The following is a 16,116-nucleotide window of genomic DNA, read 5'->3' as shown; positions in this document are numbered from 1 at the left end:
TTCAACTCATGGCGGGTGATGTTTTATCGGTTATTCAAAGCGGCCTCGAAAGCGTTGACGCCGCGATGCAGGCGGTGAGCGACGACCTCGCCAACTCCGGAACTACCGGCTTCCAGTCCGAAGCGGCCGACTTCGCCACGCTACTCGGCGAGTTCGTCAACGGCAGTCCGCTCGGCGGCGGGGCAGTGGCGCAGGGAATCGTGCGGGATTTTTCGCAAGGCGCGATTACGCAGAGCAACTCGCCAACCGATCTGGCGATCCAGGGTAACGGCTTTTTCGTCTTTCAAGACCCTTCGGGCAATCAGGTCTTTTCCCGCGACGGCCATATGACGGTGAGCGCGAGCGGCCAACTGCAGGCCTTTAACGGCGATCAAGTCCTGGGCTTCCCGATCAGCTCGTCGGGCAGCGTCGGCGGACTGCTCGGTCCGATTACGATTCCGCAGGGCCTGCTGGGACCGACGGCGTCGACCAAGAATACCCTGAGCGGCAATCTCGACGCCTCCAGTCCGGTGATCACGGGAGCGATCAATCCAAGCGATCCCACTACCTACAATTCGTCGGTCAGCACGCAGGTTTTTGACAGCCTGGGCAACGCCCACATCGTGACCTTTTTTTTCCAGAACGCCGGCGTGGGCGCGCCACCCGCGGCGGAGAATTGGAACTGGACGGCGACTCTCGACGGCAGTACCGCCGGACTCGCCAACAACTCCGGCACGCTCGGCTTTGACGCCAACGGCAACGAGGTCAGCGGCGGTATACCGGCTGCGGCCTTGACCGCGACGCCGGCCGGGGCCGCCCCGCTCGCGCTCAATCTCAATCTGAGCGCCATCACGGAGTTTGCCAGCGCCAACGCCGTCAGCGGCAGCGCCGACGGTAACGCCGCAGGCGGGCCCTCCGGCGTCTCGATCAACAATAAGGGCGTGGTCTCGGTGGCCTACTCCAATGGGACCACGGTCAACGTCGCCCAGGTCGCCGTCGCGACCTTCGTCAACAACCAGGGTCTCGCGCTGTCCAACGGCGGTGTCTATCAGCAGACCAGCACGTCCGGCGCCGCCACGATCGCGACGGCCGGCGCGGGCGCGGCCGGCTCGATCGATCCCAGCTCGCTCGAGAGCTCCAACGTCAACACCACCGGTCAACTGGTTTCGCTGGTCGTGCTGCAGCGCAGTTTTCAGGCTAATTCCCAGGCGCTGCAGACCCAGGACAACATCCTCAGCACCTTAATTCATATCCAGAGTTCCTGAGGACAAACCGATGAACAAACTGATTATCGGCGGCGGCGCGCTCATCCTGCTCGTCGCCGCCGGCGGCGGCTACTACTGGTTCAAGCCACGTCACGCGGGCGCGGCACCCGCCGCGGTCGCCGCCCCACCGCCGCCGCCCAAGGTCGCCTATATCGACGCCAAGGAGATGACCCTGCGGCTCGCCGACACCGCCGCCGAGCACTATATCAAGCTCACTCCCGTGATGGCGGTGCGGGTCAAGCAGGCGGAAGAAGTCACCGAACGGGTGGCGGTGGTGCGCGATCGCATCGTCGCAATAGTCACCGCCCGCCCTTCCACCGAGCTCGCGACCCCGCAAGGCGAAGCCGCTCTCAAGCGCGACCTCATGGCGGCGCTTAAGCCCGACTTCCACGACGACATCGTCGATATCTACTTCAGCGGGTATCTCGTCGAATGAAGTCTTTCACCGTCTTGCGCCCCGCGGCTGCGATCGCGGCTACTTTGGGCACGCTCCTGACCCCTGGCGTCGCTGCGGCGTTCGACCTCTCGATCAATCCCGGCGAGCGTGATGCGGGACCGCTCGAAATTGCCGGCCTTCTCACGCTGATCACTCTCGCGCCCGCCCTGCTGATCATGCTCACCTCCTTCACCCGGATCGTGATCGTGCTCTCCCTGATGCGCCAGGCGCTCGGCCTGCCGCAGACCCCGCCGAATATGGTGATCACCGGGCTCGCGCTGTTCCTCACGTTACTGGTGATGACGCCGACCTGGAATCGCGTGCGCGCCGCCGCGGTCGATCCCTACATGGCGGGCAAGCTCGATCCGGCCGCGGCGATGACCGCGGCCGAGGCCCCGCTGCGCGACTTCATGCTGCGCCAGACCCGCACCGAAGACGTCGAGATGGCCTACGGCCTGATGACCAAGTCGGGCGTCCCGCCGGCCGCGACTCGCTCGGCGGCGGCCCTGCCCTTTTCCGCGCTGGTGCCGGCCTTCGTCGCCAGCGAGCTCACCGCGGCCTTTCGCGTCGGCTTCCTGATCTACCTGCCCTTTCTGGCGATCGACCTGGTGACCGCGGCGGTGCTGATGGCGCTCGGGATGTTCATGTTGCCGCCCTCGATTGTCTCGATTCCGCTCAAGCTCCTGGTTTTTGTGCTGGCCTCCGGCTGGCCCCTGCTGCTCGGCAATCTCGCCGCGAGCTTTTCGTGAGGTTTACGCAGTTTCCGGAGTTACCTTATGACCCCAGCAATCGCCGCCGACCTGTTTCGCTCGATGCTCTGGCAGGCCCTCGAGGTCGGCGCGCCGCTGCTCGGCGCGATGACCGCGACCGCGATCATTTTCGGCGTCCTCCAGGCGGCAACGCAGGTGCAGGACGCCGCCGTCTCCTTCATTCCGAAGCTCACCGTGGCGTTCGTCGTCGGCTGGCTCACCGCGGCCTGGTTCACCGCGACGCTCAGCGGCTTTATGCATAAGGCGCTGAGCGCAATTCCGTGGGTAGTCGCTCGCTGAGGGGTCGCTCCTTGAGGATGATGGCGCGCTGATGAAGCTGCAAGTCGGCCCCGAACTCACGCTCGCCTTCGGCCTGCTCTTTGCCCGCGCCGCTGGCGTTACGCTCGGCCTGCCCGCGATGCTCGGGGTGGGACTGCCAATCCGCTTGCGCGTGCTGCTCGCGGCCCTGCTCGCTGGCGCCCTGATGTCGCGCGCGAGCGTGACATTGCCCGTCGCGGCGGGCGTTCTGCCAATCGTGCTGCTGGTTATCCGCGAGCTCGGCGTCGGCGTCATGTTGTCCTTTGCCGCGGCGCTCGTCTTCGGTGCCGCCATCATGGCGGGAGATTTGATCGGCGCCGGGATGGAACTCAACACCGGCGGTCTGCTGCGCGTCACGACGCAGATACCCAACGTTGCGGCCGACGCCTTCGGCACCCTGGCCGAACTGTTGTTTTTCATCGGCGGCTTCCATCGGACGCTGCTTATTGCCCTGGCGCGCAGCGTTGATGTGGCGCCGCTCGGGCAGCTTACGCTGCCGCCGCCGTCGGCTTTGATCCGGCTGGGCGGCCGGCTTTTCGTTCTCGCGTTGGGTCTCGGGCTGCCGCTGCTGATTCCGCTCTTTGTGCTGGCGCTGGCGCAGGGCGCGATTGCGCGGCTGGCGCCCCAGGTCAATATTCTTGTCGCGGCGCCCGCCGCGATCGTCCTTGCAGGACTGTTTTTGCTGACCCTCGACGCGGCCGGACTGACCGCCGGAATCACGCGCGTCTGGTCCTCGGTAATGGCTGAGGCGCTCGGGTGGCTCAATGGCTGAGCGCGACGAAAAGATTTTCCCGGCGCTGCCGCAAAAGCGCCAGCGCGCGCGCGAGCAGGGCAACGTCGCGCGCAGCCGCGATCTAACCGGGGCGCTCGTGCTGGCCTTCGCCGCCAGCGCCGCGGCCGGCGCGCTTGGCCTGATCGGTAGCACCGCGCTGCGCGCCTTCCGCCAGGCCTTCGCAGCCGGAACTACGGGCCGACTCGGCGATACGACGGCGGCGGCGCTGTTGCCGCCGCTGATGCTCGTGGCCGCCGGCACGGGCCTGCTCGCCGCGGTCGCGCTGCTCGCCAGCGCCGCTCAGGGCGGGATCGTCTTCGCGCCTGCGCGGCTCGCCCCCGATTGGAAGCGGCTCAATCCGCTGAGCTATTTCGGCCGCATCTTTGCCGTCGCCGGCTTGATCGAACTCGGCAAGGCTGCGGCCAAAATCGTCTTGATCGCACTGCTTGGCTGGGAGACCGCCTACTGGGCGCTCACTGCCGGCTTCAACAGCGGGAGCATCGATCAGAGCCTCGGCGTGATGGCTGCGGCGGTCCGCCGGCTGCTCGGCTGGAGCGCCGTGATCGCGGTCGTCACCGGCGCCGCCGACTACGCGCACAAGCGCTACGAGCACGAGACCGAGCTGCGCATGACGCGGCAGGAATTCCGCGACGAGCTCAAGCAGGAAGAGGGCAATCCGCAGGTCAAGCGCGCGATCCGCCGCGCCATGCGCATGAGCGCCAAGCGCGTGCGCGGCATCCATCAGGCGGCGACGGCGACCGTCGTGCTCACCAATCCGACCCATTACGCGGTGGCGCTGCGCTATCGCCGCGGCTTCGACCCGGCGCCGCAGTGCGTCGCCAAGGGCGCCGGTGAGCGTGCTCATCGGCTGGTCGCGATCGCGCGGATGGCCGCAGTGCCGATCATGCCGAATCCCATCCTGGCCCGCGGCCTGTTTCGCGCTGTCGAAGTCGGCGATCAGATTCCGCGCCACTTCTACCGCGCCGTCGCCGAGGTCCTCGGCATGATTCTGCGCGCCGAAGCGGCCCGCCACCAGGCCTCGTCGCCATCGCCGCAGCCGGCCGGACAAAGACCGCAAGTCCGGGGACAGGAAGCCTGAGGGCAGTAGCCAAGTACGATGCCGACGAACCGACTCATCTCCGCGTCCGAGCTGGCGCTGCCGGCCACCGCGATGCTCGTGCTGGCCGGGATGCTCGCGCCGATCGGCGCAACTCTACTCGACGTCCTGCTGTCGTTTTCGCTGGCCCTTTCGATAGTTGTGCTGGTGGTCTCGGCCTCGAATCGGCGCGCGCTCGATTTCTCGGCCTTTCCGACCGTCCTGCTGGTGGCGACGCTGCTGCGGCTCTCGCTCAACGTCGCCTCGACCCGGCTTATTCTGCTGCACGGTAATCTCGGCGCGGCCGCCGCCGGCACGGTAATCGAGTCCTTCGGCCGGGTCGTGGTCGGCGATAACTACGCGGTCGGAATCGTCGTTTTCGTCGTCCTCGCGATTATCAACTTCGCCGTTGTCACCAAAGGCGCCAGCCGTGTCGCCGAGGTCGCCGCGCGCTTCACGCTCGACGCGATGCCCGGCAAGCAGATGGCGATCGACGCTGACCTCAATGCCGGTATCGTCGGCGAAGAAGAGGCCCGCCGGCGCCGCCGCGAGCTCGCGCGCGAAGCCGATTTCTACGCCGCGATGGACGGTATCGGTAAATTCGTGCGCGGTGACGCCGTCGCCGCGATCCTGATCATGGCGATCAATCTGATCGCCGGCCTGTTTATCGGCGTGATCGAAAAAGGTCTCAGCGTCGGCGACGCCTTGCACACCTATACCATCCTGACCGTGGGCGACGGCCTCGCCGCGCAGATCCCCGCGCTGCTGACCTCGACCGCGGCCGGCGTAATCGTCTCGCGCACGGCGGGCGATCTCGACCTGCCCAACACGATCGGCAAGGATCTCTTCCAGAATACCGCCGCAATGTTCAGCGCGGGCGGCCTGCTCGCCCTGATCGGACTGATGCCGGGCCTGCCTCATATTCCCTTCCTCGCGATCGCCGGCGGGCTGATCGCCCTGGGCTTTCGCGCGCGTACGATGGCGACCGCAGCCGCGGCGGAGGGGGCGGTAGTCAAACCCAAGGCCGCCGATCAAGCCGTCAGCCCATGGCCCGATATTTTGCGGCTCGAACTCGGCTCCGCGCTGATTCCCTTCGTCAATGAGCCGTGGAAGCTCGCCGACAAGATTCAGGCGCTGCGCCCGAAAATCCGCGATGAGCTCGGAATCACTCTGCCCGCAGTGCGCATCGTCGATAACCTCGCGCTCGACCAGCACACCTATCGGATCTCGCTGCGCGGCGCCGAGGCCGCCCGCGGTTCGATTCGCGCGACCATGTCGCTGGCGATACCCGGACCGAAGGGCCCGAGCCCAGCCGTCAAGGGACTCGACACCACCGAGCCCGCCTTCGGTTTGCCCGCCCTCTGGGTGGCCGGCGAACAGATCACTAATGCACGCCTGGCGGGCTACGCCGTGGTCGACGCGCTCACCGCGATGGTCACGCATTTCGCCGAAATTGTTCGCGCCAACGCGGCCGAGATTCTCACCCGCAAGGATGTCGAGGGGATGCTCGAAGCGGCGCAGAAGGTCGTTCCGCGGATCGTCGAAGAACTCTCCGGCGTCAGTATCCATCTGGGCTCGGTCTACCGCGTGCTGCAACTGTTGCTGGCGCAGCGTATTCCGATCCGCGACCTGCCCGTAATCCTCGAAGCGCTCGCAGCCGAAGGCCCATCGAGCAAGGATCCCGCCGAGCTGGCCGAACGTATCCGCCCGCTGATCGGCCGCGCCATCTGCGAGAGCCTGCGGCGTCCGGACGGCGTCCTGCCGATTCTCGTGGTCGACCCCCTGCTCGAGGAGCCGTTCTTCGCCGCCGCCAGCGCAGATCAGAAAATGCTGACCGACCCGCAAGTGCTGCGCACGGCCACCGAGGCGGTGCACAAAGCCACCGGCGAGGCCGCGGCAAAGGCCGGCGAGATGCCGGCGGTGGTGGTCTCGCCGCAAATCCGCCGCATCTTCGAGCGCGTCGCGCGCCGCGCCTCCCGCCATATCGTCGTGCTGGGCGCGACCGATATCCCGGCCGGCGTCGAGCCGACGATCGTGGGGCGGATCGGATGAGCCCGAATCGTTTCAAGGAATACGCCGACGCAGCGCCCGAAACCGCGCCCGCTGCGACCGAACTCAGCCCCGCGGAAATCGCCACGCTGGTCGAGAACTATCTGCCGCTGGTGGTCAGCCAGGCCGATCGTGTCTGGCTCTCCTCCCGCATCGGCTTGACCCGCGATGATCTGGTCTCGGCCGGATGCTTCGGGCTGCTGCTGGCCGCGCGCCGCTTCGATCCCAGCCGCGGCGTCGGCTTTGGCGTCTTTGCCCGTTCGCACGTGCATGGCGCCTTGATGCGCGAGATTAGCACCGCGATGAAAGCCTCAGGCGCGAACGTTGACGACGTGCTGGCGCTGCCCGGCGAACCGATCGAACCCGATTCACTGCCCGCCGACGACAGCGCTGGCGGCGCGGAACATGCCCAGAGCGCCGAAGTGCGGAACTTGATGGAGTGCCTGCTGACCGAAGGCGAACGCACGCTGCTCGCGCTCTATTTTTTCGAGGAACTCAGTCTGGCCGAAGTCGCCGCGGTCAGCGGCAGTTCCGAAAGCACTGCCGCGCGCGCAATCAAGGCGGCGTTGGCCAAGCTCAAGGCCGCCCTCGCCGAAGGAGACTATCGATGAACGCGCTTTATCTCGCCGCCTCGGGCGCCGCCAGCCAACTCGCGGGCCTGGGGATCGCCGCCTCCAACCTCGCCAACCTGGCGACGCCGGGTTTCCGGCGCCTGCTCAATATTGTGCAGAGCGTCGGCGGCAACGGCTCGCCATTCCAGTATGCGGCCAGTGACGCGACGCCGCCGCTCGATCTGACGCAAGGCCCGATCAACTCGACCGGCAATCCCCTCGATGTCGCCGTCAGCGGCCCGGCCTTTATCACCGTCCAGTCCCCCCAAGGACCGGCCTATACCCGAAATGGCCAATTGCAGCTCGCACCGGACGGCACGCTGCTCGCCGCTGGCCTGCCGATCGAGAGCGCGGGCGGCGGCGGCCCGATCAAGCTCCCCGCCGGTCAGATCACGATCGCCACCGACGGTTCGATTAGCGTCAACGGCGCCCCGGCCGCAAAGATCGCTCTGGCCGACCCGGCCGCGGTCACTCTGACCCCGCTCGGTGGTGGTCTCTACGGCGCCGCCGGCGGCGCCGCGCTGCCCCCCGCCACCGGCACGGCCAGCCAGCTCTATCAAGGCTTCCTCGAAGCCTCGGCCGGCAGCGCGGTCGGCGGGATGGTCTCGCTGATGAACGTTTCGCGCAGCTACGAGGCCGCGATGAACTCGGTGAAGGCGATTGACGAGAACTCCAACCGCGCCATCCAGGCTTTCACTCTAACTGCTTGATCGAATCAGGAGGCAACCCTTCGTGCTACAGGCTTTATCTATCGCGGCGACCGGTATGCAGGCGCAAGAAACCCGCATCCAGGTCATTTCCAACAATCTGGCTAACGCCTCCACCCCGGGCTTCAAGGTCTCGCGCGCGCGCTTTCAGGATTTGCTCTATGTCAGCACGCGGCAGGCCGGCACGCAGTCGTCGCAGGTCAGCTATGTGCCCACCGGTGAGAAAGTTGGACTCGGGACCAAGACCGCCGCAGTCGACCAGATTTTTACCGAGGGCGAGCTCAACAACACCGGTAATCCGCTCGACGTCGCGATTCAGGGCGACGGGTTTTTTCAAATTTCGAGGCCCGACGGTTCGCTCGCCTACACCCGCGACGGCAGCTTCCGACTCGACCAGAACGGCCGCCTCGTCACGCTCGACGGCTACGCGACCCTGCCCGGGATCAGCGTGCCGCAAGGCGCGCAGAATCTGACGATTGGCCCCGACGGCACGATCTCGGTGCAGGTCGGCACGCAAAGCACGCCCACGCAGGTTGGCCAATTGCAGATCGTCCGCTTTATCAATCCGGCCGGCCTTCAACCACTCGGACAAAACCTTTATGCGCAATCTCAGGCCGCCGGCTCGCCGCAGACCGGTATCGCCGGCCAGAACGGCTTCGGCTCGGTCTCCCAGGGTTTCCTTGAGATGCCCAATGAAAGCACCGTGCAGGAGTTGGTTGAGCTGATCGAGGCGCAGCGCGCCTACGAGGCCGGCTCCAAGGCGGTGCAGGAATCCGACCAGATGCAGAGTATCGCCAATGGCCTCGTCCGCGTTTAAGTTCGCCGTCGCGGCTGCTCTCGCGATCAGCCTGATCGCGCCGGCGGAGGCGGATGCGGATACGGTCACCCCCGTCGCGGCGGTATTGGCCGCTCAGCCCGCGGCGTCATCGGCGCATCCTGGGGCATCAGCGCCGACTACCGCAGCGCCGCCGCTCCCCGATTTGAACGCGGCGCTCGTTGCCCGCGTTACACCCCTGATGCCGCCCGGCGTAACTCTCCAGGCCGTCACGCTCGGCTGCGACCCGCCCGCCGGCGCCACTCTGGCTGACGTCGCGCCCGGCATGACGCAGCTACAATCCCGCAGCTTGACAGTGGTGCTGACGCACGACGGGGCCACAACGGCCTGCACCGCTATCGTTGCAGCCCAACGACAGGTGCTGGTCGCCGCGCGCGATATCGCGGCTGGCGAGGCGGTCGCCACCAGCGACTTCCAGGCGCAAGCCGTCGAGGCCTTCTCGGCCGCTCCCAATGCGCTCGAACAATTGCCGCGCACGAGCATGGTCGCCGCCAACCCGATCCGCGCCGGCCAGCCGCTCTACGCCTACCAGCTCATCCGTCCACTCGCGATCCATCCGGGCGATCTCGTCATCGTGACGATCAGCAATGGTCCAGTCACCGTGCGCGCACAGTTGCAATCCAACTCCGCCGCCAGCGTCGGTGATACGGCGACGGTAATCAATCCTGAAAGCGGCGCGCCAGTCGGCGTTACGGTCACCGGCGTCAAGACCGCGGAACTGGTGATGCCATGAAACGGGTTCGCTTGCGGATGCTGATGCTGAAACTGCCGCTGCTACTACTGCTCGCCGCGACGCTTAACGGCTGCGTCGCCTTGCCCTTCCTGCCGATGATCGCCCACGCCGTGCCGCGGATGCTGTTTCCGGATCTGGATCCGGCCAACCAGGCGCCCAAGGCGGCGCAACAAGCGCCGCCGCCGCCGGATACGCAAATCGCTACTGCCGTTGCCGCGCCGATTACTGCGCCCGGCGATACCGGCGTCAATATCGATCAGGTCGATCGCGTCGCCTTCGCCCCTGACGCCGCCGGCAGTATCCCGATGCGCGTAATGGCCGACGATCTCGTCGCCGACGTCAAGGCGCGCTCGGTCGGCGACGTCCTCACGGTCAACGTCACGGAAGCCGTCGCCAGCGAAAGCAAGGCCGGCACTACGCTCTCGAATCAGCGCGCGATCAGCGCCGGCTTGCCCAACTTCTTCGGCGTTGCCGAGAATTTCGCCGCCAAGAATCCGTCCTTTAATCTCGCCAGTCTGGTCAACGGCACTTCCACCAACAGCACCACGGGCGCGGGCGACCTGACCGCAGCCGATACCTTCACCGCGACGGTCAGCGCGGTCGTGACCGCGGTGAATCCGAGCGGCACACTCTCGATTCGCGGCGAGCGCAGCCTTCAGGTCAACGGCGAGGACGACACGATTCACTTGAGCGGCGTCGTCCGTCCTCAGGATATCGACTCCTCCGACGCGATCGCCTCGGCGCAAGTCGCCGACCTCAACCTCAGTATTTCCGGCGAGGGCCAGTCGCGCGACAAGCAGGGTGACGGACTCGCCACCCGGATGTTCGACCGGTTGTGGCTCTTCTGATGAAAATCACGGGTATCGTCGTTTTTTTGCTCTTTATGGCGATCGGCTACGTCTGGGCGCTTGATCAGGGCGACCAGGCGGACCCGCGATTGTTGCCGCCGCCATCCGCGCAGGCGCTCGAGGCGCGCTACGTCGCGCCGGGCGGCGGTCTGCTCGGCTTTCAACATGGCAACGACGGCAATTACGCGCCGCTCGCCACGCTCGCCCATATCCACGGTATTCGCATCAACCATCTGCTCGGCCATGGCCTAACGGTCGGGCTGCAAAACAGCGGCGATTCGCAGCAGACACTGCTCTCAATCCAGTTTCTGCTCAACACGCTCCGCCATGAGAGCATCACGCTGCCCGCGGCGCTCAATCCCGCGAATATTCAGGTACGTAATCTGGCGGCCGTGATGGTCACCGCGGATATTCCACCCTTCGCCCGGGTCGGCGCGCGAATCGACGTGCTGGCCTCGACGATGGGCGACGCGCGCTCGCTGCAGGGCGGGACCCTGCTGATGACCCCGCTGCGCGGCGCCGACGGCGAGGTCTATGCGCTCGCGCAGGGACCGATCTCGGTCGAAGGCTATTTCGCCAACGCCTCGGGCGGCGCTTCCGAGCGCAAAAACTTTCAGACCGCCGGCCAGGTCCCCGGTGGCGCGACGGTTGAACGCGCGATCCCCAATGATTTTTCCGCCCTGCGCAAGCTGGAACTCGACTTCGAGGATCCCAGCGCCGCGGTCGCCGCCCATGCCGCCGGCGCGATCATCGGCAAGTTCCCCGACGCCCATACCGCGATTCTCGATCCCGGCACGATCGAGGTCGAGCTCCCGGCCTGGATGTCGCCCGTCACCTTCGCCGCGGCGATGGACTCCATCATGGTCGCGGCCGGCCAATCCGATCGCGTCGTGGTCGACGAGCGCACCGGCACGATCGTGGTCGGCGGCCGGGTCAGCGTCGGCCGCGCGGCGATCAGCCATGGCAATCTGACCATCACCATCGAACCCAAAGTCGACGTCTCGCAGCCCGGGCCGCTCAGCGGCGGCACGACCGTCGTGACCAAAACTTCCAGCGTCAAGGTCAACGAAGATCCGGGCGAATTTTTTATGCTGCCGCAAGGCGCCACTGTCGAGCAGATCGCGGAAACGCTCAACGCGGTCGGCAGCAAGCCCGGCGACGTCATCGCGATTTTCGAGGGGCTGCGCGCCGCCGGCGCGCTGCGTGGCGAGCTGATCATTCGCTGACCGCTATCAGCCGACTGGGCGAAACGCTTTCCGTTCAAGGAACAGAGGTTATGAGCCAGGAGTTAAGATTATGAGCATAGTTGTTCAAGGCCTCTTCAACCGCGCGCTCTTTGGCGGCCAAGACCTGCAGCGGCGCAGCGCCGCCGAGGGCCTGAGCCAGACCTTCGCGACGATTCTCTCGCGCCAGATGCGCCAATCAATGGTGGGCGTGGACTCCGGTCCGATGGGTATTGGCGGCGGCGCTACCGGCGATATCTACGGCTCCTTCATGGACGATGCGATGGGCAAGTTGCTGGCCCGCTCGCCCGCGATGAAATCGCTGAATGCCGCGCTCGAACATGATCTCGGCGGCACGCATAATTCCGCTGCGCCGCGGGGACTCGATAGCAAGGACCGGCTGATCGAAAAGATCGACCGCGCGGTGCTGGCCGCGGCGTCGCCCGCCGAATTGTCTGTCCCATTTTCGGGCCCATCCGAAACATCCGCCGTGTCCGAATTTAAGACGGCGGCGATAACGCAGGCCGATAATCGTGGGCCGTTGATACTGCCGCCGGCCCCCTCGGCGATGGTCCCGGACTTGCCTCCACCCTCCAAACTTGGGGGTACCCTCTAATGTCGAACTCCATTAATGGCCTGAGTGTTGCCCCGTCGGCGACGCAACTCGACGCGGCTGCGACCACCGCGGCGGCGCCGGTTAATGGCGCGGCGCCGGTTCGCGACACTGCCGGCGCAGCTGGCCCCGGGCCCTCCCCGAGCGCGCCGGCGGACCGCACGACGCTCTCACCGCTGGGACTGCTCCTCGGCTCGGCGAGCAGCGCGGTGGCGTCACTATCGTCGTTTCGCTCGGAGCGGGTGATGCAGCTGCGCTCGGCCTTGGCCGACGGCATTATCGGCCGGACTTAAGTCTGGTCGCGCAGCGCGTGGGCCAGGCCTTAACTGCCAGCGGCCAGTGAGAAAGAGAAGTACAAAATGACGCCTTTGGAATACCCGGCACTGGGCGGTTGTGACCTCGGTAGTGTCGCCAGGCTCGCGCGTTTCACCACCGTAATCGGAGCGCTGAGCGCAGAGTTGAGCGCGCCGCATAGCGCAATCAGCCGCGCCGAGCTGCTCGAGCTACGCCGCATCCTCGACAGCTTCGCCCGGCTCACCACCGGCCTGCGCGCGGCGGTACACGAGCGCGTCCACGCGATCGGTGGAGGCTTTCACTATGTCGGTTAATATCACTTCCGTTGCGGTTAGCGGGATTGCCGCGGCCGAGGCCGAAATCGCCGCCACCGAGTCCAATATCAGCAACGCTTCCAATCCGAACTACTCGGCGGAATCGGTAGTGCTGGCCGCCGCCCCCGGCGCACAAGGCCAGGGGATCGGCGTCGAGGTGCTGGGGACGCAGCGCGCGCAGGCGCCCTTCCTCACCGGTCAGATCGATAGCGCGCAGTCCTCGGCGAGCTTCAATCAGGCCTTCACCCAAGCCACCACGCTGGCGCAGAACTATATCTCGCCGAGCGGCGGCACGGACCTCTCCGGCTATCTGCAGGATCTTTTTAATTCCTTCACGACGTTGTCCGCTTCACCGACCGATCCGAGCGCCCGCACCGCGGCGATTAGCGCCGCCACCAACTTTGCCCAGGCCTCCGCGACGCTCTCCGGCAATCTGCAGCAGACGGCCGGCGATCAGCTCGCACAGCTCGGCACGCTGGTCTCGCAGGTGAACAATATTACCCAGCAGGTCGCGGCACTAAATTCGCAGGTTCAGTCCACCCAGGCGCAGGGCGGCAGCGCCGCGGCGCTGCTCGATCAGCGTGACGGCCTGGTCGCCCAGTTGTCCCAGTTGATTGGCGCCACCGCCGATTCGGCCGGCAACGTAACCGTCAATGGCGTGCCGCTGGTCAGCGGCGCCAACGCGCTCACGCTCAGCACCACCGGCACCGGCGTTAATGTCGGCCTGCAGGTCACGCTCACGCACGGGACGTTGCCGCTGCAACCCGCGCAGCTCGGCGGAAGTATCGGCGGCGTCATCTCCGGCGCCGCGAGCGTGCTGCAGGCGCAGAGCAGCCTCAACGGCTTCGCGACTTCCGTTGCCGGCGCGATCAATTCAGTTTATTCGACCGGCTATGGCCTCGACGGCTCGACCGGCAACACGCTCTTTGTCGTGCCCGGAACGTCGGGCGCGCCCATCTCGATCAACCCGGCCGTCACCGAGCAGAACTTCGCCGCCGCCGCGAGCGCCGCCGGCGTCCCCGGCGACGGCTCCAATGCCGCCGCGCTCGCCAATCTGGCCGCGGCCACCAACCTCGATTCTGCGGCGCCGTCGGAAACCCTGGGCCAGGCCTTTACCGCAATCGCCTCGCAGTTCGGCTCGACCGTCGCCAACGCCACCACCAATCAACAGCAGGCGACCGCCACGCTGACTTCCTTGCAAACCCTCCAGAGCTCGATCACCGGCGTCTCACTCAATGACCAGTTGACGCATCTCGTCCAGTATCAGAACGCCCTGGAAGCCGCCGGGCGCGCCTTACAAAGCGCCAACGACATCACCCAATATCTCATTCAAGTGAGTAGCCAGTGACCATAGGTGATTAGCCAATGCCTGTATCAGACTTATCCCTGTTCAATTCGCTCGGTTTCGCCCTCGACAATACGACGAGCGGTCTCCAGACCCTCGAGCAGCAACTGGCCACCGGCAAGCAAGTCAATCAGCCTTCCGACAACCCCTCGGCTTTCGCCCAAGGCGAGCTGTACGCGACGAAGCAATCGGCCGTCACCAACGACGTCTCGATCGCCACACTGGCGCAGGGCCAGCTCTCCACCGCCGATAACGCGCTGGCATCGGTCAACACGGCCCTCGATACCGCGATCCAGGACGCCACCCAGGGGTCCGACGGCACGCTGAACGCCGGACAATTGTCCGCGATCGGCCAGGCGGTGGGCGGCCTGCTTACTCAGGTCATCGGCGCCGCCAATACCCAGTATGGCGCAAGCTATATCTTTGGCGGTAATCAGGTACTCACTCCGCCGTATGACAACGCGGGTAATTACTCAGGCGACACCGGCTCCAACTCCGCGCAGTTAAGCGACGGCACCAAGCTCCAGTTGACCTTCAATGGCCAATCGATTTTCGGCGACAGTACCACCGGGGTGATCGGCACCCTGACCGCGCTGCAAAGCGCGCTTAATTCCGATAACCAGCCGGCGGTCGCCGCTACCCTCACGCAATTGCAGGCGGAGGTTACCCAGATCGCCCAGGTGCGCAGCGGGATCGGCGGGACCATCAACAACGCCGCCAACGAGGTCAGCAGCGGCAATACTAATATCATCTCACTGACCAGTGCGATCAGCTCCGCCACCAACGTCGACGTCGCGCAGGCCGCGGCCAGCCTGCAGCAGCTCAATCTGCAGGATCAGGCATTGGTGTCGCTCGGCTCCGACCTTGGCAAACTGCCGCTGATCAACGTTCTGGCCTAAGCGTCGGCGCTCAACATCGGATAGAGGAGGAAAAGCGAAAAATCATGGCGCTGCAAAGTGAGTCTTCTGCCCGGTCGAACAAGGCCGCGCTGTTCGCGATGACGCTGAACAAGGATGTCCTGGCCAAGGTTCTCAAGCATCTGAATGAAGTCGAGTTGGCCAACCTGACCCAGGCTTACGAGCAGGAGGCCGCGGGCAAGCCTGACGAGACGAGCCTGATCGGCGTCGGCCGCGAGTTTCTCGAATTGGCCGCAGGCGGCGCCGGCGGACACTTCAAGGAAGCGCTCGTGCTCGCCGTCGGCGAGGAGGGCGCATCGCAGATTTTGCGTCAGGATCCGTGGCACGCGCTGGCCAAACGAGTGACGCCCGCGACGCTGGCAGCCCTGCTCAAGGACGAGCGCTCCGAGACCATCGGGATTGTGCTGGCGAAGCTGCCCTCGGCCTATTCGTCGGACCTCTTCGCTCTGCTGCCTGAGGAATCCCGCGCCAAAAGTATCGAGCGGTTGACCCGCAGCGGCTCTATCGCCGCCGCCGCGGCCGACGCGCTCGCGGCCGCACTTGAGGAAAGCCTCAATAGTGGGGTCGGCGCCGGCGCCGGCGATCAGCAGGCCGGAGTCAAAGCCGCCGCCACGATGCTGAATCGGCTCGACAGTGAGGCCGCCCTCGCGATCGTCGAGCAGTTGCGCGCCACCGAGCCGGCCTGCGCCGCGGCGCTCGAGCGCGAGATGTTCCACTTCGAAGACCTGCTCAAGCTCGAAGTCCGCGTGCTCGAACGCATCCTCGGCGAAGTCCCGACCGAAAAGCTGACCATCGCGCTTAAGGGGATGGCGCCTGAGCAGCGCGACCTCATCTTCAGCGGGCTCACCGATCAGGTGAAGCAGATGGTGACGCAGGGACTCGACGACAGCGGGAGTGTTGCCGCCACCGAGGTCCGCGCTGCCCGCCGCGAAATCAGCACGCTCGCCCTGAATATGAATCGCGACGGCAAGGTTCGCCTCCGTGCCGATGAGCAGGAGATGGTCGCTTGAAA

19 protein-coding genes are annotated in these 16,116 nt (G+C 65.9%); all 19 read left to right on the top strand.

The window, feature by feature from the left end; genetic code table 11:
* The first annotated feature begins 8 nt into the window (after positions 1-8).
* The 19 genes from VKS22_16800 (at position 9) to VKS22_16710 (ending at position 16,114) form a co-directional block, all read left to right on the top strand.
* On the top strand, positions 9-1,244 hold the full coding sequence (locus tag VKS22_16800; protein HLW72272.1) for a flagellar hook-basal body complex protein: 1,236 nt from the start codon (positions 9-11) through the stop codon (positions 1,242-1,244).
* Positions 1,245-1,254: 10 nt separating this feature from the next.
* Positions 1,255-1,680, top strand: coding sequence for a flagellar basal body-associated FliL family protein (locus VKS22_16795; GenBank protein HLW72271.1), 426 nt, complete (start codon positions 1,255-1,257; stop codon positions 1,678-1,680).
* Positions 1,677-2,429, top strand: a complete 753-nt coding sequence (gene fliP / locus VKS22_16790) for a flagellar type III secretion system pore protein FliP (GenBank protein HLW72270.1) — start codon at positions 1,677-1,679, stop codon at positions 2,427-2,429. The genes VKS22_16795 and fliP overlap by 4 nt, the downstream gene beginning before the upstream one ends.
* A 27-nt stretch (positions 2,430-2,456) precedes the next feature.
* Positions 2,457-2,729 carry a flagellar biosynthetic protein FliQ gene (locus tag VKS22_16785; protein ID HLW72269.1) on the top strand — a complete coding sequence of 91 codons (273 nt, stop codon included), beginning with the start codon at positions 2,457-2,459 and terminating at the stop codon, positions 2,727-2,729.
* Between the two features lie 31 nt (positions 2,730-2,760).
* Positions 2,761-3,519 carry a flagellar biosynthetic protein FliR gene (locus VKS22_16780; GenBank protein ID HLW72268.1) on the top strand — a complete coding sequence of 253 codons (759 nt, stop codon included), beginning with the start codon at positions 2,761-2,763 and terminating at the stop codon, positions 3,517-3,519.
* The gene (locus tag VKS22_16775) at positions 3,512-4,618 is read left to right on the top strand and encodes an EscU/YscU/HrcU family type III secretion system export apparatus switch protein (protein HLW72267.1); all 1,107 of its coding nucleotides are present in this window, start codon (positions 3,512-3,514) and stop codon (positions 4,616-4,618) included. The genes VKS22_16780 and VKS22_16775 overlap by 8 nt, the downstream gene beginning before the upstream one ends.
* Positions 4,619-4,636: 18 nt before the next feature.
* Entirely contained in the window at positions 4,637-6,667 is a 2,031-nt protein-coding gene (locus tag VKS22_16770; protein HLW72266.1) for a flagellar biosynthesis protein FlhA, read from the top strand.
* A complete protein-coding gene (locus VKS22_16765) occupies positions 6,664-7,275 on the top strand; it encodes a sigma-70 family RNA polymerase sigma factor (GenBank protein HLW72265.1) in 612 nt (203 codons plus the stop codon). The genes VKS22_16770 and VKS22_16765 overlap by 4 nt, the downstream gene beginning before the upstream one ends.
* The gene (locus VKS22_16760) at positions 7,272-7,985 is read left to right on the top strand and encodes a flagellar hook-basal body complex protein (GenBank protein ID HLW72264.1); all 714 of its coding nucleotides are present in this window, start codon (positions 7,272-7,274) and stop codon (positions 7,983-7,985) included. Before VKS22_16765 ends, VKS22_16760 begins: the two co-directional genes overlap by 4 nt.
* 22 nt (positions 7,986-8,007) lie before the next feature.
* On the top strand, positions 8,008-8,799 hold the full coding sequence (flgG, locus tag VKS22_16755) for a flagellar basal-body rod protein FlgG (GenBank protein ID HLW72263.1): 792 nt from the start codon (positions 8,008-8,010) through the stop codon (positions 8,797-8,799).
* Positions 8,780-9,550 (top strand): flagellar basal body P-ring formation chaperone FlgA, encoded by a 771-nt coding sequence (flgA, locus tag VKS22_16750; GenBank protein HLW72262.1) that lies wholly within the window; start codon positions 8,780-8,782, stop codon positions 9,548-9,550. The genes flgG and flgA overlap by 20 nt, the downstream gene beginning before the upstream one ends.
* Positions 9,547-10,398 carry a flagellar basal body L-ring protein FlgH gene (locus tag VKS22_16745; protein ID HLW72261.1) on the top strand — a complete coding sequence of 284 codons (852 nt, stop codon included), beginning with the start codon at positions 9,547-9,549 and terminating at the stop codon, positions 10,396-10,398. The genes flgA and VKS22_16745 overlap by 4 nt, the downstream gene beginning before the upstream one ends.
* The gene (locus tag VKS22_16740) at positions 10,398-11,624 is read left to right on the top strand and encodes a flagellar basal body P-ring protein FlgI (GenBank protein ID HLW72260.1); all 1,227 of its coding nucleotides are present in this window, start codon (positions 10,398-10,400) and stop codon (positions 11,622-11,624) included. The genes VKS22_16745 and VKS22_16740 overlap by 1 nt, the downstream gene beginning before the upstream one ends.
* 70 nt (positions 11,625-11,694) lie before the next feature.
* Positions 11,695-12,237, top strand: a complete 543-nt coding sequence (locus VKS22_16735) for a hypothetical protein (GenBank protein HLW72259.1) — start codon at positions 11,695-11,697, stop codon at positions 12,235-12,237.
* Positions 12,237-12,527, top strand: coding sequence for a flagellar biosynthesis anti-sigma factor FlgM (locus VKS22_16730; protein ID HLW72258.1), 291 nt, complete (start codon positions 12,237-12,239; stop codon positions 12,525-12,527). The genes VKS22_16735 and VKS22_16730 overlap by 1 nt, the downstream gene beginning before the upstream one ends.
* Before the next feature lie 66 nt (positions 12,528-12,593).
* The gene (locus VKS22_16725; protein HLW72257.1) at positions 12,594-12,842 is read left to right on the top strand and encodes a hypothetical protein; all 249 of its coding nucleotides are present in this window, start codon (positions 12,594-12,596) and stop codon (positions 12,840-12,842) included.
* Positions 12,832-14,190 (top strand): flagellar hook-associated protein FlgK, encoded by a 1,359-nt coding sequence (gene flgK, locus VKS22_16720; protein ID HLW72256.1) that lies wholly within the window; start codon positions 12,832-12,834, stop codon positions 14,188-14,190. The genes VKS22_16725 and flgK overlap by 11 nt, the downstream gene beginning before the upstream one ends.
* A 17-nt stretch (positions 14,191-14,207) precedes the next feature.
* The gene (locus VKS22_16715; protein HLW72255.1) at positions 14,208-15,086 is read left to right on the top strand and encodes a hypothetical protein; all 879 of its coding nucleotides are present in this window, start codon (positions 14,208-14,210) and stop codon (positions 15,084-15,086) included.
* 44 nt (positions 15,087-15,130) lie between these two features.
* On the top strand, positions 15,131-16,114 hold the full coding sequence (locus tag VKS22_16710) for a FliG C-terminal domain-containing protein (protein ID HLW72254.1): 984 nt from the start codon (positions 15,131-15,133) through the stop codon (positions 16,112-16,114).
* The last annotated feature ends 2 nt before the right edge of the window (positions 16,115-16,116 follow it).

This window comes from Candidatus Binataceae bacterium, from assembly GCA_035308025.1.
Taxonomy (GTDB): domain Bacteria; phylum Desulfobacterota; class Binatia; order Binatales; family Binataceae; genus JAJPHI01.
Note: the sequence above shows the minus strand (reverse complement) of the source record. Positions and strands in the feature narration are given on the sequence as shown.

Bases quoted from the DNA above. Each gene is read 5' to 3' on its own strand.
- VKS22_16795 (HLW72271.1), top strand. From the start codon at position 1,255: ATGAACAAACTGATTATCGGCGGCGGCGCGCTCATCCTGCTCGTCGCC.
- VKS22_16760 (HLW72264.1), top strand. From the start codon at position 7,272: ATGAACGCGCTTTATCTCGCCGCCTCGGGCGCCGCCAGCCAACTCGCG.
- VKS22_16770 (HLW72266.1), top strand. From the start codon at position 4,637: ATGCCGACGAACCGACTCATCTCCGCGTCCGAGCTGGCGCTGCCGGCC.
- VKS22_16745 (HLW72261.1), top strand. From the start codon at position 9,547: ATGAAACGGGTTCGCTTGCGGATGCTGATGCTGAAACTGCCGCTGCTA.
- VKS22_16775 (HLW72267.1), top strand. From the start codon at position 3,512: ATGGCTGAGCGCGACGAAAAGATTTTCCCGGCGCTGCCGCAAAAGCGC.
- VKS22_16730 (HLW72258.1), top strand. From the start codon at position 12,237: ATGTCGAACTCCATTAATGGCCTGAGTGTTGCCCCGTCGGCGACGCAA.
- VKS22_16740 (HLW72260.1), top strand. From the start codon at position 10,398: ATGAAAATCACGGGTATCGTCGTTTTTTTGCTCTTTATGGCGATCGGC.
- VKS22_16780 (HLW72268.1), top strand. From the start codon at position 2,761: ATGAAGCTGCAAGTCGGCCCCGAACTCACGCTCGCCTTCGGCCTGCTC.
- flgK (HLW72256.1), top strand. From the start codon at position 12,832: ATGTCGGTTAATATCACTTCCGTTGCGGTTAGCGGGATTGCCGCGGCC.
- VKS22_16800 (HLW72272.1), top strand. From the start codon at position 9: ATGGCGGGTGATGTTTTATCGGTTATTCAAAGCGGCCTCGAAAGCGTT.
- VKS22_16710 (HLW72254.1), top strand. From the start codon at position 15,131: ATGGCGCTGCAAAGTGAGTCTTCTGCCCGGTCGAACAAGGCCGCGCTG.
- VKS22_16735 (HLW72259.1), top strand. From the start codon at position 11,695: ATGAGCATAGTTGTTCAAGGCCTCTTCAACCGCGCGCTCTTTGGCGGC.
- VKS22_16765 (HLW72265.1), top strand. From the start codon at position 6,664: ATGAGCCCGAATCGTTTCAAGGAATACGCCGACGCAGCGCCCGAAACC.
- VKS22_16785 (HLW72269.1), top strand. From the start codon at position 2,457: ATGACCCCAGCAATCGCCGCCGACCTGTTTCGCTCGATGCTCTGGCAG.
- flgA (HLW72262.1), top strand. From the start codon at position 8,780: ATGGCCTCGTCCGCGTTTAAGTTCGCCGTCGCGGCTGCTCTCGCGATC.
- fliP (HLW72270.1), top strand. From the start codon at position 1,677: ATGAAGTCTTTCACCGTCTTGCGCCCCGCGGCTGCGATCGCGGCTACT.
- VKS22_16715 (HLW72255.1), top strand. From the start codon at position 14,208: ATGCCTGTATCAGACTTATCCCTGTTCAATTCGCTCGGTTTCGCCCTC.
- VKS22_16725 (HLW72257.1), top strand. From the start codon at position 12,594: ATGACGCCTTTGGAATACCCGGCACTGGGCGGTTGTGACCTCGGTAGT.